The organism is Pseudothermotoga sp. (genome assembly GCF_031962025.1).
Lineage (GTDB): Bacteria > Thermotogota > Thermotogae > Thermotogales > DSM-5069 > Pseudothermotoga_B.
On record NZ_JAVRKW010000003.1, the window covers coordinates 13,089 to 28,196 of the forward strand.

Annotated in this window: 13 protein-coding genes; 11 read left to right on the plus strand and 2 right to left on the minus strand. The window is 42.2% G+C overall.

The genetic code is table 11. The annotated features are described in order from the left end of the window. The first annotated feature begins 89 nt into the window (after window positions 1-89). Window positions 90-1,637, plus strand: a complete 1,548-nt coding sequence (locus AC4E92_RS03455; RefSeq protein ID WP_490239200.1) for an AAA family ATPase — start codon at window positions 90-92, stop codon at window positions 1,635-1,637. Continuing rightward, window positions 1,634-2,497, plus strand: coding sequence for an agmatinase (speB, locus tag AC4E92_RS03460; protein ID WP_490239201.1), 864 nt, complete (start codon window positions 1,634-1,636; stop codon window positions 2,495-2,497). Before AC4E92_RS03455 ends, speB begins: the two co-directional genes overlap by 4 nt. Here the strand turns inward: speB and AC4E92_RS03465 are convergent, their stop codons facing one another. Further along, window positions 2,498-4,081: an N-acyl-D-amino-acid deacylase family protein gene (locus AC4E92_RS03465; RefSeq protein WP_490239202.1), complete on the minus strand. Its 1,584-nt coding sequence runs from the start codon at window positions 4,079-4,081 to the stop codon at window positions 2,498-2,500. A 74-nt stretch (window positions 4,082-4,155) separates the two neighbouring features. Here AC4E92_RS03465 and AC4E92_RS03470 point away from each other — a divergent pair, with 74 nt between their 5' ends. The 8 genes from AC4E92_RS03470 to AC4E92_RS03505 all read left to right on the plus strand — a co-directional run bounded on the left by AC4E92_RS03470 (window position 4,156) and on the right by AC4E92_RS03505 (window position 12,256). Beyond that, window positions 4,156-4,878 (plus strand): gamma-glutamyl-gamma-aminobutyrate hydrolase family protein, encoded by a 723-nt coding sequence (locus AC4E92_RS03470; protein ID WP_490239203.1) that lies wholly within the window; start codon window positions 4,156-4,158, stop codon window positions 4,876-4,878. Next, window positions 4,875-5,690 carry a M55 family metallopeptidase gene (locus tag AC4E92_RS03475; protein ID WP_490239204.1) on the plus strand — a complete coding sequence of 272 codons (816 nt, stop codon included), beginning with the start codon at window positions 4,875-4,877 and terminating at the stop codon, window positions 5,688-5,690. Before AC4E92_RS03470 ends, AC4E92_RS03475 begins: the two co-directional genes overlap by 4 nt. Before the next feature lie 94 nt (window positions 5,691-5,784). Continuing rightward, window positions 5,785-6,717 (plus strand): TAXI family TRAP transporter solute-binding subunit, encoded by a 933-nt coding sequence (locus tag AC4E92_RS03480; protein ID WP_490239205.1) that lies wholly within the window; start codon window positions 5,785-5,787, stop codon window positions 6,715-6,717. Window positions 6,718-6,723: 6 nt separating this feature from the next. Further along, window positions 6,724-7,188, plus strand: coding sequence for a DUF1850 domain-containing protein (locus tag AC4E92_RS03485; RefSeq protein WP_490239206.1), 465 nt, complete (start codon window positions 6,724-6,726; stop codon window positions 7,186-7,188). Window positions 7,189-7,199: 11 nt separating this feature from the next. After that, window positions 7,200-9,179 carry a TRAP transporter permease gene (locus AC4E92_RS03490; RefSeq protein WP_490239207.1) on the plus strand — a complete coding sequence of 660 codons (1,980 nt, stop codon included), beginning with the start codon at window positions 7,200-7,202 and terminating at the stop codon, window positions 9,177-9,179. An 86-nt stretch (window positions 9,180-9,265) separates the two neighbouring features. Further along, window positions 9,266-10,210 (plus strand): SPM autocatalytic domain-containing protein, encoded by a 945-nt coding sequence (locus tag AC4E92_RS03495; protein ID WP_490239208.1) that lies wholly within the window; start codon window positions 9,266-9,268, stop codon window positions 10,208-10,210. Between the two features lie 40 nt (window positions 10,211-10,250). Continuing rightward, a complete protein-coding gene (locus tag AC4E92_RS03500; protein ID WP_490239209.1) occupies window positions 10,251-11,198 on the plus strand; it encodes a hypothetical protein in 948 nt (315 codons plus the stop codon). 2 nt (window positions 11,199-11,200) lie between these two features. Then, entirely contained in the window at window positions 11,201-12,256 is a 1,056-nt protein-coding gene (locus AC4E92_RS03505; RefSeq protein WP_490239210.1) for a hypothetical protein, read from the plus strand. 44 nt (window positions 12,257-12,300) lie between these two features. Here the strand turns inward: AC4E92_RS03505 and AC4E92_RS03510 are convergent, their stop codons facing one another. Further along, a complete protein-coding gene (locus AC4E92_RS03510; protein ID WP_490239211.1) occupies window positions 12,301-13,656 on the minus strand; it encodes an aminopeptidase in 1,356 nt (451 codons plus the stop codon). A gap of 122 nt (window positions 13,657-13,778) precedes the next feature. Between AC4E92_RS03510 and AC4E92_RS03515 the strand changes: the two genes are divergently transcribed. Then, entirely contained in the window at window positions 13,779-15,083 is a 1,305-nt protein-coding gene (locus tag AC4E92_RS03515; protein WP_490239212.1) for an alkaline phosphatase, read from the plus strand. Window positions 15,084-15,108 lie beyond the last annotated feature (25 nt).

Below are 15,108 nucleotides of genomic sequence, written 5' to 3' on the forward strand. Positions count from 1 at the left end.
TACGTGCAAAATTAGGCAAAGTCAATTACAAAAAAGTGCTTTAGAAAAGACGATAGGTATTGTAAATATTTTGATGTTAATATAAGAGTATGCAGCAAATAGAACTGAACAAAGAATTTTCAAGGGCACTTGATTTGATGGAAAATTCAAGTAAAAACATCTTCATAACGGGTAGGGCAGGTACTGGAAAATCGACTTTGCTCAGGTATTTTCGTGACAGAACAGCGAAGAAAGTAGTTGTACTTGCCCCAACCGGCGTTGCGGCACTGAATGTGAAAGGCGAGACCATACATTCATTTTTTGGATTCAAACCAGATGTGACCCTTGACAAAATTCAGCCGGTGCACGATCAGATTTACAGAAAAATAGACGCAGTGATCATCGATGAAATTTCAATGGTCAGATCAGATCTGTTAGATTGCGTTGATAAGTTTTTGCGGTTGAATGGCAGGGATAAAGACAAGCCCTTTGGTGGAATTCAGATGATCGTGATAGGCGATCTGTATCAACTTCCACCTGTGATCAGGGAAAAGGAGAAAGAATTCTTCAAAGAACGCTATAAAAGTGAATACTTTTTCGATTCAGATGCATTTAAAAGTGCCGAATGGGAGTTTGTTGAACTTGAGAAAATATACAGGCAGGAAGATGAGCAGTTCATAGAGATTTTGAACCAGATCAGAAAAGGCACGATCTGTGAAGAAAGTCTCTCGCTTTTGAACAGCCGTGTTGGTGCTCAACTGGACAAAGATGGTTACACTGTCTATCTGACGGCTCACAACGAAACTTCAAGAAAGATAAACGAACAAAAACTGGATGAATTAAGCACAAGATCATATAGATTTTATGCTCAAGTCTCTGGCAATTTCGATGAAGACTCTTATCCGACCGAATACAGATTGTTGATCAAAAAAGGTGCGCAGGTTATGATGCTCAATAACGATGCCGATGGGCGGTGGGTCAACGGCTCTGTTGGCAGGATTGTTGATGTTCTCCACGATGAAGAAGATGTTATTTTAGTTCAATTTGCAGATGGTAGAATCGAAGAAGTTACACCGCATGAATGGGAGATATTTCACTACAGGTATAACAGAAGAAAAAAGTGTATAGAAACAGAATCTATTGGTTTGTTCAGACAATATCCACTGAAACTTGCCTGGGCAGTCACCATTCACAAAAGCCAGGGCAAGACCTTTGATAAGGTGATAATAGATCTTTCAAAAAGATTCTTCGCTCCGGGGCAACTGTATGTGGCACTTAGCAGATGCAGGTCTTTGAACGGTATCTCGTTAACACGAAAGGTGACAAAATCAGATGTTATGCTTGATAAAAGGATTGTCCATTTTCTGAGCAACTTTCAGTACAGCTACTGGCACAGGCAGATTCCACTGGATGAGAAACTCAGGTTGATCGATGAAGCGATAAAAGAAGGAAAGTGTGTGAGAATAGTCTATCTAAAGCCAGACAACGAAAAGACAGTCAGGGTGGTGAAACCGGAAAAACTCGGTGATTTTTCATACCAGGGAAAGATCTTTCGGGGGCTATGTGCATACTGTTTTGAGAGAAAACAGACCAGGACCTTCAGAGTGGATAGAATTTTAAGCGTTGAAATCGTTCGCGATGAGGAGGTTTTGCAATGAAAACACAGGTGAAGCTGATAAATCAATGCAGATTTCTCAGGTCAAAAGACGATTACGAGAAAAGTGATGTTGTTCTGGTAGGTGCTCCTTTGGATCAGACGACGAGCTTCAGACCGGGTACGAGAATGGGACCAAGAAGGATCAGAGAACTGTCTTACGGGCTGGAGGATTACAGCTCATACCTGAATGGTTCTTTGAACGAAAAGAATTTTTGCGATATAGGAGACATCGAACTACCTTTTGGCAACGTGTACGAAAGTCTGAAATTGATTGAATCAGTAGCGCATCAGATCATCGAAGATGAAAAGATCCCGTTTTTCATTGGGGGAGAACACCTGATAAGCTATCCTGTGATCAAACAGGTTGCATTGAAGTTCCCGGAACTTAAAGTCCTTCATTTCGATGCACACGCAGATCTGAGAGACAGCTTTTTTGGTGAAAAACTTTCCCACGCAACGGTACTCAGAAGGGTCTGTGAATGTATAAAACACAGGCATTTGTATCAGTTCGGTATCAGATCAGGTGTGAAAGAAGAGTTCGATTTTGCCAGACAGCACACAAACACCTTTCTTGTGGATGTTAAAGAACCTTTTATGAGTGTCTTAGAGGAGCTCAAAGGCTTTCCCGTTTATGTGACCTTCGACATTGACGTACTCGATCCAGCTTATGCACCCGGCACAGGCACCCCTGAACCAGGTGGATGCACTTCAAAGGAGATCTTCGAAGTGATTCAAAAATTCAAAGAACTCAATATAGTTGGCTTTGATCTGGTTGAAGTTTCTCCACTGACAGACCTTTCAGAAAGAACATGTATTGTTGCGGCAAAGATCATAAGAGAAGCCCTGATATGCATCAATTGATTACTTTTTTCTTAAGATCTTTCCGGCTCGAGCAAAGGTGTGTTCAGATTCAAAGATCACAGGTTCACCGTTAACTATTACATAGACTATACCCTGGGGATATTTTTTTGGTTCTTCATAGGTTGCCGTGTCCTGAATTCTGTCAAAATCAAATATCACAATGTCTGCAGCCATGTTCGGTCTGATTATCCCTCGATCGAATAACCCTATTCTTCGTGCCGGGAAAGATGTCATTTTGTAGATAGCCTGTTCCAGGGTGATTGTTTTGAGCTCTTTGACATAACGGGCGATCACTCTTGGAAAGGTTCCAAAATTTCTCGGGTGCGGATGTCCGTGCGAAAGAACACCATCAACTGATAGTGCACTGCCGTCAGAACCGATCATTGAAAATGGACTTGAGATCACTTTCTTCACGTCTTCTTCATCCATTGCAAATCTCATCATGCCTACTCTTGATCTTTCTTCGACGATCAAGTCAAAAGCGGTATCCAGGGGATCTTTATTCAGAATTTTGGATATTTCAGCGATACTCTTGCCCTGAAATTGCTTGTTTTTCTCCGTGAACGTATAGGTCACGTAAAGGTTTTCGTATCCGCTCATGGCTTTTTGAACAGGATCTATTTGCTTTTTGATTTTTTCTCTTGTATTTTTGTCTGTGAGCCTTTCAAGGAGTTTTTGAATACCCCCTTCATGTACCCAGTCCGGTAATATGGCATCAAGGTCTGTTGCTGTTGCCGTGTAAGGATAAACATCGCAGGTTACATCTATGCCCTTGGATCTGGCTTGCTGTATCATTTGAAGTGTTTTATTCACTTTGCCAAAGTACTTTCTTCCGCAGGCTTTATGGTGTGAGATTTGAACGGCAACCTTGGATTTTTCACCTATTTCAATCGATTCGAGAACTGATTCTTCCAGATACTCACTTTCACTTCTCATGTGGGTTGTGTATATGCCGTTTCTTTTTGCAACGACTTTGCACAATTGGATTATTTCTTCTGTTTTTGCAAACGAGCCCGGGGAATATATCAAACCGGTGCTCATCCCAAAAGCACCATCTCTCATGGCTTGATCGAGTAACCTTTTCATTTTTGCTAGTTCTTCTTTCGTTGGTTCTCTTCTTTCGTAACCCATCACGGATTTTCTGATTGTCCCGTGACCAACCAGTGTTGCGTAATTTATGGATGGTCTTGATTTTTCCAGAACCTGAAGGTATTCTTCAACGGTTTCCCAGCCTGCTTCGATGCCATAAGATTCAAGATGTGATCTTCTGCTTTCCTGAAGTGCTTCACCAAGCAGCGGAGCAAGCGAATATCCGCAGTTCCCAACAACTTCTGTGGTCACGCCCTGCCTGACCTTGCTTTCACATCTGTAATTCACAATTGCATGGAAATCTGAATGACTGTGAATATCTATGAAACCAGGTGAAACGAACAAACCTTTGGCATCTATGACTCTTCTGGCTTTATGTCTTTTCAGGTTGCCTATGGCTGAAATTTTATCTTTGTCTATGCCGATGTCTCCATAAAACCATGACGATGAGGTACCATCGATTATCATGGCATTCAAAATCAACAGATCAAACATGAAAAATCATCTCCTTTGTTTTATTCTACCAGCTCTCTTGTGATCCTTGCTCTTTAAGTAGTATAATTCAAACCATGAAACCTGTTATAGGAGTAACCTGTTCGGTTGATCAGGATTTCATAAAATTAAATGAAGCTTATTACAGAGCGCTTGAAAAAGCCGGTGCTGTTGTGTTTGCGATTCCTGTATATGATGATCATAAAAACATCACCGAACTGGTTGACCTACTGGATGGAGTTCTCTTCTCAGGCGGAGTCGATGTTGATCCACATTTCTACGGTGAAGAGCCAGAAAAAGGTCTTGGACAGGTGACTCCAAAAAGAGACGAATTAGAGATAAAACTGTGCCAGGCATTTTTCAAAGCGAAAAAGCCCATATTTGGCATCTGCAGGGGAATACAGCTGATCAACGTTGCACTAGGAGGTAGCCTTTACCAGGACATATACAGTCAGTGCGAGAATGTGTTGAAACATTCTCAAGATGCTCCAAGCTATCATCCAACTCATAAGATACATTTAGTGCAAGAGAGTTTCATACACAGCCTGTTCAAAAAATCCAGTATAATGGTCAACAGTTTTCACCATCAGGCAATCAAAAAGATAGCTCCAGTGCTGAAAATAGTTGCATATTCGCAAGACAACATAATTGAAGCAGTGGAAAAAATCGATGCAGATGACTTTGTCCTGGGAGTGCAGTGGCATCCTGAAAGGATGTTTGAAAGGTACAGGGAGCAGATGAGATTATTCGAGGTTTTTGTTGAACGCTGTGCTGACAGAAGAAGGAGGAATGTGAAATGAGAATTTTCATTTCAGCCGACATGGAAGGGATTTCTGGGGTTGTGTCTTACTCTCACGTCGAACCTGACTCCAAAGAATACGAAAGGTTCAGAAAAATCATGACCAAAGAAGTCAACGTGGTGGTAGAAGCCGCATACCAGTTCGGTGCAACTGAAGTTGTTGTCAATGATTCGCACAACAACATGGACAACATTTTGATTGAAGAACTTCATCCAAAGGCTGTTTTGATAAGTGGAAGCCCCAAACCATTGAGCATGATGCAGGGAATTGACGAAAACTTTGACGCAGTCTTTTTTGTTGGTTACCACGCAAGAGCTGGCAGTATGGAGGCTGTGATGGATCACACATATACAGGTAGAGTTTTTCACGTGGAGATCAACGGAAAGCCAATGAGTGAGGCTGGTTTGAACGGCAGACTCGCAGGATCTTTTGGAATACCAGTTGCGTTGATCAGTGGGGATCAAAACACGATAAGATGTGCAAGAGAAGAGTTAAACGACTTTGTCGGTGTTGTTGTCAAGGAAGCGTACGGCCGTTATTCCGCAAAACTTTATCCATTTGATGTGGTGAAGGAACGCCTGATAAATGGAGTTAAACAGGCAATGGAAAACATCAAAAACTTCAAGCCGACGGTTGAAAAAGAACCAGTGGAGCTGAAAATATCCTTCATAAGATCTGCCATGACAGAGATGGTATCGCTCATACCAAATATCGTTAAAAAGGATGCAAGAACAGTTGTTTACAGAGCATCAACATATATGGAAGCGTATAAAATTTTCAGACTATGTGCTACTTTGAGTAACATCAACTGATGTTAAAACTGCTTTGTTTGAATTTAGTTTTGCTGAAAGTTGCCATGGTATAATATATTTGTATAAACAACATCTTTCAAGGGGAGGGATGAAGGTGAAAAAGTTCGTCGTTGGTCTGATCCTGGTTGTTTTGGCAATCAGTAGCTTTGCTGCCACGTTTTTGACAATTGCAACTGGTGGTACCGCCGGGGTTTATTATCCACTCGGTGCTGCAATGGCAGACATCTGGACAAAGAATCTGAAAAACGTTAACGCCTCAGCTCAGAGTTCAGGTGCATCTGTTGCCAATGTGAACCTGCTGAAGAACAAAGATGTTGATGTAATCTTTGTGCAAAACGATGTTGCATTTTATGCTTACTCGGGTATCGAACTTTTCAAAGATAAGCCTTTCAAAGAAATACGAGGACTTGCGACACTCTATCCTGAAACTATCCAGATTGTTGCACTCGCCGATAAGGGAATCAACAGTGTTTATGATCTGAAGGGTAAAAGAGTCGCCGTTGGTGCTGCAGGAAGCGGAACGGAGGTAAATGCAAGGCATATTCTGACGGCTGCTGGTATCACTTACAACGACATCAAAGTGCAGTATCTGAGTTTTGCCGAGGCTGCTGAAAATCTAAAGAACGAAAATATAGATGCTGCATTTGTTACAGCAGGTCACCCTACGGCTGCAGTAATCGATGTAGCTGCTGTAAAGAAAATCACCATAGTTCCAGTTGATCAAAATATAATCCAGATTTTGCAGAGGAACTACCCGTTCTACACAAAGATAGTCATCCCCGCTGGGACTTACAAGGGTGTTGACAAAGACGTAGAAACAGTGGCAGTCAAGGCGATGCTGGCTGTCAGAGAAGATCTTTCAGCCGATCTTGTTTACGAAATGCTCAAAACAATGTATGCCAATCAAAAGAGGCTCATAGAGGCTCATCAAAAAGGTGAGATGATCATTCCAGAAACGGGTAAAGAAGGCATGTCCATACCTCTGCATCCGGGTGCGGAAAAATTTTTCAAAGAAATGGGACTCTAATCTTTGATGCGATTTTGGTTTGTTGCTCTGGTATTATTGGCGTCGTTCTTTTTAATATTTCGCTTTGAAAGAGTACCGGTACTGGTTGTGAGCAAAGAAGGAAAAGTAATATACACCAGAAAACTAGAGGATGGAAAATTCGTATTGACCTTTGTACATTCAGTAGAAAAAACACCGGTCTATGAATTTTATGAAATATCAAAAGATGGTCTTTTACATCTTTATATGGCAAAGTACAGTTCAATGGGAGCCGGGTTGACTTTTCAAACCGAAGGGAGGTTTGTCGTAAAAGATGGTTTTTTTGAGGTAGAAATCTCCCGGAAATTCAAAGAGATCTCCCTTCGGGTTTCTCACTTAGACGGACATGGTCTTTTGTTCAAAGACGGTAAGATCATGTTCAAGGACATAGCGAATGTGAACGATCTGATTGTTTTATCCTGTAAGTATTCAATCGATTTAAAACTAAGATAGGGGTGGAGAGCTTGGACAAACAGAAGGTTCCAGACCAGCAATTTGAGCAAGAAAAGGTTTCAGAAGAAGAGGTTCAAAAGGTTCTGGAGAAATATGATAGAGAGTCTACCTATAGAAAATACAGAGGTTTTCTTGCAAAGGTTGTTGCGGCTATAGCCATAACCTTTTCTGTTTTTCAACTCTATACAGCTGCCTTTGGTGTTCTCGACGCGATGATTCAAAGGTCAATACACCTGACCTTTGGTTTGACGTTGATCTATTTGCTGTACCCCACAAGAAAAAAATGGCCCAAGGATAGGATTCACCCATTTGACCTGATCCTTGCCATAATAGCTCCGATGACAACGCTGTACATAGTCGTAAATTACAAAGAGCTTGTTCTGAGAGCAGGCACTGTTACAAAACTCGATCTTGTGATTGGCATCATTGGCATACTTTTGGTTCTCGAAGCTGTGAGAAGAATTGTCGGACTGCCTATGGTGATAGTGTCCAGTGTTTTCATATTATACGCGCTATTTGGTAGATATATGCCGGGAGTTTTGGCGCACAGAGGTATTTCTCTGCAAAGACTCATCGGGCACCTGTTTTTCACAACAGAAGGCATCTTTGGTATACCTCTTGGTGTTTCATCCACTTTTGTGTTTCTATTCATACTGCTGGCTGCTTTTCTTGAGAAAACCGGGCTTGGACAGCTGTTCATAGATCTTTCAAATGCACTTGTTGGATGGGCTTCTGGTGGACCAGCAAAGGTTGCCGTCTTTGCAAGTGCGCTGGAGGGCACTATTGGAGGCAGCTCAGTCGCAAACACAGTTGGCTCAGGGAGTTTTACAATACCGATGATGAAAAAACTGGGATACAAACCGGAGTTTGCCGCTGCAGTTGAAGCGACTGCTTCCACTGGCGGGCAGATAATGCCACCAGTTATGGGCGCTGCGGCATTTCTCATGGCAGAGTTCACCGGCATACCCTATGGAAAGATCATAATTGCCGCATTGATTCCGGCTATTTTTTATTTCTTTGCCGTCTGGATGGCTGTTCACTGGGAAGCCAGAAAAATCGGGTTAAAGGGCATGTCAAAAGAACAGTTACCCAAGATTGGGAAGGTGCTTTTAGAAAGGGGTCATTTACTACTACCGTTGATAATCGTTCTGTACCTTCTTGTTACGGGTTTTACACCGGTTCGGGCTGCCTTTTATGCGATAGTGGTTTCTGTAATAGCTTCAATGATTAGAAAATCGACCAGGATGAAGCTTTCTGATATACCTGCCGCTCTTGAAGCAGGTGCAAGAGGAGCTCTGAGCGTCGTCGCTGCCACCGCATGTGCGGGTATAATCATTGGAGTTGTCACAGTGACTGGCTTGGGATTGAAGCTCGGTACGGCGCTTGTTGACCTTGCTCAGGGTAATCTTCTGATTACACTGATTTTCACGATGTTAACGAGTTTGGTCCTGGGAATGGGCGTACCAACAACGGCAAATTATGTCATCACCTCAACGATAGCCGCACCGGCTCTTTTGAGACTGGGTGTATGGGTGCTGCCAGCGCATATGTTCGCATTCTATTTTGGTGTCATCGCAGATATCACACCACCTGTAGCACTCGCTGCGATGGCTGGTGCTGGTATAGCAAGATCAGATCCTTTCAAGACAGGTATCACGGCGACAAGACTTGGCATAGCCGCGTTTCTGGTTCCGTATGTTTTCGTCTATTATCCACAGATATTGCTCATCAACTTGAAAAATCCAGTTGAATTGATCTGGCCGCTTTTGACCACAACAGTGGGCTTGATAATTCTGTCTGGAGGACTGACCGGTTATTTCTTCGGACATTTGAAAAACTTTGAGGCAATCTTGTACAGCATTGGCGGCATTATGATGGCCTTTCCGGGTTTTGTGACAGATCTTATCGGGTTCGTACTGGTTGGACTGGCTGTTTTATCCCAGACTTTGAGAAAGGGCTGGGTATCAAGACGGGATTTGTACGGAGCATAGAAAATAGAAAGACTGAAAATTCACAGCAGGGTGTAAGCTCTGCTGTTTTTTTTATTTTCGGTCGATAAATAAATCAAGGTGATTAGATGAGAATAGAAAGTTACTCAAATAGTATGGAAAGTTATTATAGCTATGATAAAAGTTATGAAAAAAGCGAAAGACTGAATATTCGCTACAATTATGTACATGATAGTGTGCAGCCTGAAGAGCCTGCACTGAAACTTTCAGATGAGCAAAAAGCAAAACTGAGAATGATAAAGTACCTGCTGGAAAAACTCACCGGTAAAAAGATAAGATTGCTTGCACTTGAGCTTTGCGAAAATGAAGATCCAAAAATTCATAAAACCGATAATTCTCATTCTCAGCAGAACTTCAGTTTAGTTTATGAAAGTCATCAAAGGTATTCTGAATCTGAAAAAATGGTTTTTTCAGCCAGCGGAACGGTCAGGACAAAAGATGGTAGAACGATCGAGTTCAGTCTTTCGATTAGAATGGAAAGATCTGTGTATTTTGAGAAAAACTTTCAGTTAAGGTTTGATGATGGATTGAAAGATCCACTATTACTCAATTTTGACAGCAAGCCTGTGAATTTTTCTGCAAAGAAGATAAGAATGGATCTTGATCTTGACGGTGTGGTGGATGAATTTCGCATTCCTGCGTCGAACTTGGGCTTTCTGGCTCTGGATTTGAACGACAACGGAAAGATAGACAGCGGCATAGAACTGTTTGGACCAGCAACTGGCAATGGCTTTAAGGAACTGTCGAGGTATGACATAGATAAAAACAGATGGATCGATCAAGAAGATCCGATCTTTGCAAAACTCAGAGTCTGGTTTACAGATAAAGATGGTAAAGAAAAGCTACTTTCACTCAAAGACATGAACATAGGGGCTATTTATCTTGGATTTGTGCCGACAAAGTTCAGTTTATACGATGGGCAGGGATTTCTCGGACAGATTGTATCAAGCGGTATTTATTTGAATGAAGATGGTCAACTGGGGATGATTCATCAGATCGATTTGAAAGTGTGAAAAAAGTTGTATAATCATCATAAAGAAAGGGGTGGTTCTTGTGCGGGGAAAGAGCCTGCTGATGGTTTGGATTGTCGTGGTTGCCGCACTTTTTTTGTCCTCATGTGCTTTTAATATATTTGCAAATCTTGAACTTCAAAATCTTCTTTCTTCGGGCACAACACAGCAAAAGTTAGATGCAGCCAAAGGAGCTTTGAGCAGCAAAGATTATGACAAGGCTATAGCTCTGTCTGGATCAGTTTTAAATGATAAACTTGATCTGGGCTTGACCAATGAACAGCTCACAGGACTGTTGGATTCAACAAGTACACTCTATGATTTTGCACAGGCTTTGTACGATAAAAAGGATGAACTGACTGACGAGGCAATAGAGGCTATAAAGATATTGGTCGAAGCAGCGGCGTCGAAATCTGGAAAAAGTATCACAGACCTTGTCTCTGACTTTCAAGAGATTGCACAGGAGCTGGGATTGGATCTTTCACAGATTTTTCCAAAAACCAGAAACGGCACTCAAGATTTCTGGCAGATACTTGAAACCAATGCAGGCACGGTTGTTTCAACCCTTGCGAGTTTCATAGACAACGCACAGCTTCTCAAACTTTTGACAAGTGGCTATTACGTACTTGTCAATGCCACACAAACACAGGACTCAAGTTCAACTTATGCCGCTTTTTGTATCTTCTATGATCTGGGATATATGCTCAATCTTGTATTGGACACTAACAACGATGGAAAGATCACAGATGAAAACCTTGTCAAACAGACTATAACAAACCCAGCTTCTTTCACAGAACTTGCTTTTGATACAACAAGTGGTTTGTACCATGATGAAAATAATTGCGATGAGTTTGTCTGGGCTTATGAAATTATGAAAGAAGTAACTGGTGTATTGAGTTTGGACATAACCTTGCCAGATCCACCTGCGACAGATTCTTTATATCAAGCTCAATATTTAGCAGATCTATTTGATCTACTGGGGAGTGATTGAAAATGAAAAAATTTATCCTTGCTTTGATGTTGATTGTTACTATTACGGGAATTTCATACCAGTGGGAGGTTTTTCCGGGGTTTTTCAAACCTGTTGAGAGTCTGGCAATGGGTGGTATTTATACAACGGTGGAAGGCATGAATGCACTGATACTCAATCCCGCACTTTTCACACCTGGCTTTGAATTGAGCGTCTTTCCAGGTCTTTCAAACAACATCGCAGAGCTTTCAAAATTACTTCCATATATTTCAAATCCCGCTTCGATAACAGATCTTGCAACTGACACGGAACTTTTGAAAGCTCTTGAAGGTGTTCACAGTTATGATCTGAACTTGGCTGGTGGATACGGTGCAAAAATAGGCAATCTTGTAATAGGCGGTATGGGAGCCTTTCAGGCGTCTGCGTTCTGGAATCTTTCTTTGATGAGACTCAATGACGTAGAGCTCGGAGCATGGATGGATTATTTTGGTGTTGTTGGTGGGGCTGTGAAATTTGAAAATCTCAGAGTGGGTGCATCATTTGGTGGTGGCATGGCAGGTTTTGTTATTCCCGCAACTGGCACTGAATTTCCTGCATCTGTCAATATTTTTGACCCAGATTCATTTAAAGATGTTTTGCTAGATGATCCTTCTAAAATATTTGCAAACATAAACCAGCCATTTTTCATAGCCAGTGCCGGTATGGCTTATGATATAGATAATTTCAGATTGGGCTTAAGCTTTTTTGCCAACTTCAACGACATTCTTTTGAATGCTCCAAGGTATGTTCTTTCAACCGGTGCTTCTTACACATGGCAGTTTTTGACTGTATCAGCGGAACTTGAAGATCTTTTGAATCAGCAAAAGACGATTTTGAGAAAACTCAATCTTGGTTTGAAGACTGATTTTGGTTTTGTCAAACTCTACGGTGGTCTGCACGCAGGATGGCTCACAGGCGGGGTAAAACTCGATATTCCTTTTGTGAAGATAGCCCTTGCGGCGTATGTCTTTGAGTATTCAAATCAGGCAGGTATCATGGGTGAACCGAAGTTTATTTTGAGCTTTGATACTAAATTCTGAAAAAGCAGTTTGTTTTCAAAAAAAGGGACCGATCGGTCCCTTTTTCAGTTGAGCTTTTCAAGTAGTGCCCTGTAAGCTCTATAGGTTTCGTATAAATCAGCCTTTGAAACCAGCTCAAACGGTGAGTGCATTCCAAGTAAAGCAGGTCCCATATCCAAAACACAGGCACCTTTTTCCGCGAGAAATTTTGCCACTGTTCCTCCTCCACCTCGATCGGCTTTTCCCATGGTGGCAACCTGCCAGACGATGCCTTCCTGGTTCAGAACCTTTCTAACTTTAGCGACAAATTCCGCATGGGCTTCACTTGAGCCGGATTTTCCACCGCTACCCGTGTACCTGACCAGCCCAACGCCATAGCCGACTCTTGCGGCGTTTTCAGGATCGTGAACTTCTTTGAACATCGGGTCGATCGCCGGGCACACGTCCGCAGAGATTATAGAAGTTTTTGCAAATAGTTCATCTATACCAAGAGAGGTATCTGCACAACCCTGTATCTTGAGGAGTTTCTTCAAAAACGCCACATAAAAATTAGCCTTTGCTCCTGCATTGCCTTCGCTTCCTATTTCTTCTCTGTCGAAGAGTATCACTCCGCATGAGCGCACGGGGTTAACGGCATCTATCAATCCTTTCAGAGCTGTGTAGCCACAAATTCTGTCATCGTGACCATAGCCACCAAGAAGGCTCTCATCAAAGCCGACGCTTCTTGTCTTCAGAGCGGGTACCAATTCGAATTCGCCACTGACAAAATCTTCTTCTGTTATTCCATATCTATCTTTCAGGATTTTGAGAACGTATGTTTTAACTGCTTCTTTTTCTTCACCGCCAAGGGGAATTGTACCGGCGATCACTGAGAGTTTTTCAGCATCGAATTTCTCGCTCACGAGTGCGTCTTTCCTGTCAAGATGCGGTAATAGATCCGGGGCGACAAAAACTGGGTCATCTTTGCACTGACCGATGTGTATTTCCACAACTTCACCGGTTTCTTTCACAACATACCCGTGGAGCTCTAAAGGCAGGCTGAACCACTGATACTTCTTCACACCACCGTAGTAATGCGTCCTTGCAAGGGCAATTCGTTCTTCTTCAAAGATTGGCTTTGGCTTGAAATCAAGTCTTGGAGCATCGATATGTGCCGCAACAAGATTCAGACCATTTTCGAGCTTTCCAACCAGGCGAACGGCTATCAACGATTTTCCACGATTGACTGCATATACTTTGTCTGTATTTCCATCAAACCGTTCTATAGGTACAAAGCCTGCCTGTTGAAGCATCAATACAGATTCTCTGATAGCCATTCTTTCTGTTCTTGCCATGTCCATGAATCTGGCATATTCTTTGCTAAAAGACTCGATCTGTTCACGATTTCTTATAGACCATAGATTCTTTGGTGAAAACTTCACGATCACAGCACCTCCTTTTTGCAATCAATATAATGCTATCACAAAAACCCCGAGAATTTTTTCGGATGGTTTTTAACATCGAAATTTGGTAAAATGATTATTGCCAACGGGGAGGTGTGCTTATGTTGAGAAAGTTTTTAGTTCTTTCAGTGCTTGTTTTTCTCGGTGTTTTTGCTTTTGCACTCAACGTGATTTTTCTCATCGGTGATGGTATGAGTGCAAACCAGTTAGTTCTTGCAAGCATTCTCGAAGCAAAGGTGCTTGAAACGATGAAACTTCCTTACTCAGGCATCACGCTGACATACTCGGCAGATTCATGGGTGACAGATTCTGCACCGGCTGGGACTGCACTGGCAACAGGTTTCAAAACTCTGAACAAGGCTATAGGAGTGCTTCCAAACAATGAACCTGTTTATTCGATGATTGAACTGGGAAGAGATCTGGGTTACAGGACAGGAATAGTTGTTACCTGCAGGGTGACACACGCAACACCGGCTTCGTTTTACGGTCATGTGGAGAACAGAGACGATGAACTCGTTCTGGCAAAGCAGTTGTCCGAGGCTGGTATCGATGTGATCTTTGGTGGGGGATATTCCTACTTTTTGCCTCAGTCGATGGGCGGTATAAGAAAAGACGATGAAAATCTCATAGAAAAAATGCGCAATCAGGGTTATGTGTATATCACAAAAAAGAGTGAGCTTGAGAATATCACGGATGGGAAAGTAATCGGTCTTTTTGCTCCATCCCATCTCAGTCCTGTAACTGAAAGAACTGGCGAACAGCCTACCTTGGATGTTATGGTTAAAAAAGCGATTGAGATTCTTTCCAGTTCCGGTGAAGATTTCATACTGATGGTTGAAGGATCACAGATCGACTGGGAGGCACATGCCAATGATTTCTTTGGTGTGTGGAAGGAAGTCATGGAATTTGATAGCGCGGTGAAGGTAGCCGTTGATTTTGCAAGCAAAAACGGCAATACACTTGTGGTGGTAACAGGAGATCATGAAACAGGTGGACTTTCCTTATCAAACGGTAATTACTCAATTCTCGTTGATCAGGCAAGGAAAGCCAAGGGGACCACAACGATGTTTCTGGAAAAATTCAAGATAGAGGAAAAAGAAAAATTCATCGAAGGATTGAAAGACTGGTATGGAATAGACATATCCGATCAGGAATATGAATTTCTCAGTAAAGTACCGTCAAACCAGCTTAGACGTGAGCTTGCAAGATTTATAAGCGGCAAAGTTGGTTTTGGATGGACAACCTTTGACCACACAGCAGCTCCCGTGCCGGTTTATGCCTTTGGACCTGGCGCACAGTACTTCACCGGAGTGATGGACAATACAGATGTTGCAAAGTTGATAATGAAATTGTCAGGCATCACTTCAGCTACATTTCCAAAGATCAAAACAGCCGCGAGTCATTAAATAAACTCCCCCGTTGGGGGGAGTT

Bases quoted from the DNA above. Each gene is read 5' to 3' on its own strand.
- speB (WP_490239201.1), top strand. From the start codon at position 1,634: ATGAAAACACAGGTGAAGCTGATAAATCAATGCAGATTTCTCAGGTCA.
- AC4E92_RS03485 (WP_490239206.1), top strand. From the start codon at position 6,724: ATGCGATTTTGGTTTGTTGCTCTGGTATTATTGGCGTCGTTCTTTTTA.
- AC4E92_RS03505 (WP_490239210.1), top strand. From the start codon at position 11,201: ATGAAAAAATTTATCCTTGCTTTGATGTTGATTGTTACTATTACGGGA.
- AC4E92_RS03515 (WP_490239212.1), top strand. From the start codon at position 13,779: ATGTTGAGAAAGTTTTTAGTTCTTTCAGTGCTTGTTTTTCTCGGTGTT.
- AC4E92_RS03470 (WP_490239203.1), top strand. From the start codon at position 4,156: ATGAAACCTGTTATAGGAGTAACCTGTTCGGTTGATCAGGATTTCATA.
- AC4E92_RS03475 (WP_490239204.1), top strand. From the start codon at position 4,875: ATGAGAATTTTCATTTCAGCCGACATGGAAGGGATTTCTGGGGTTGTG.
- AC4E92_RS03455 (WP_490239200.1), top strand. From the start codon at position 90: ATGCAGCAAATAGAACTGAACAAAGAATTTTCAAGGGCACTTGATTTG.
- AC4E92_RS03465 (WP_490239202.1), bottom strand. From the start codon at position 4,081: ATGTTTGATCTGTTGATTTTGAATGCCATGATAATCGATGGTACCTCA.
- AC4E92_RS03495 (WP_490239208.1), top strand. From the start codon at position 9,266: ATGAGAATAGAAAGTTACTCAAATAGTATGGAAAGTTATTATAGCTAT.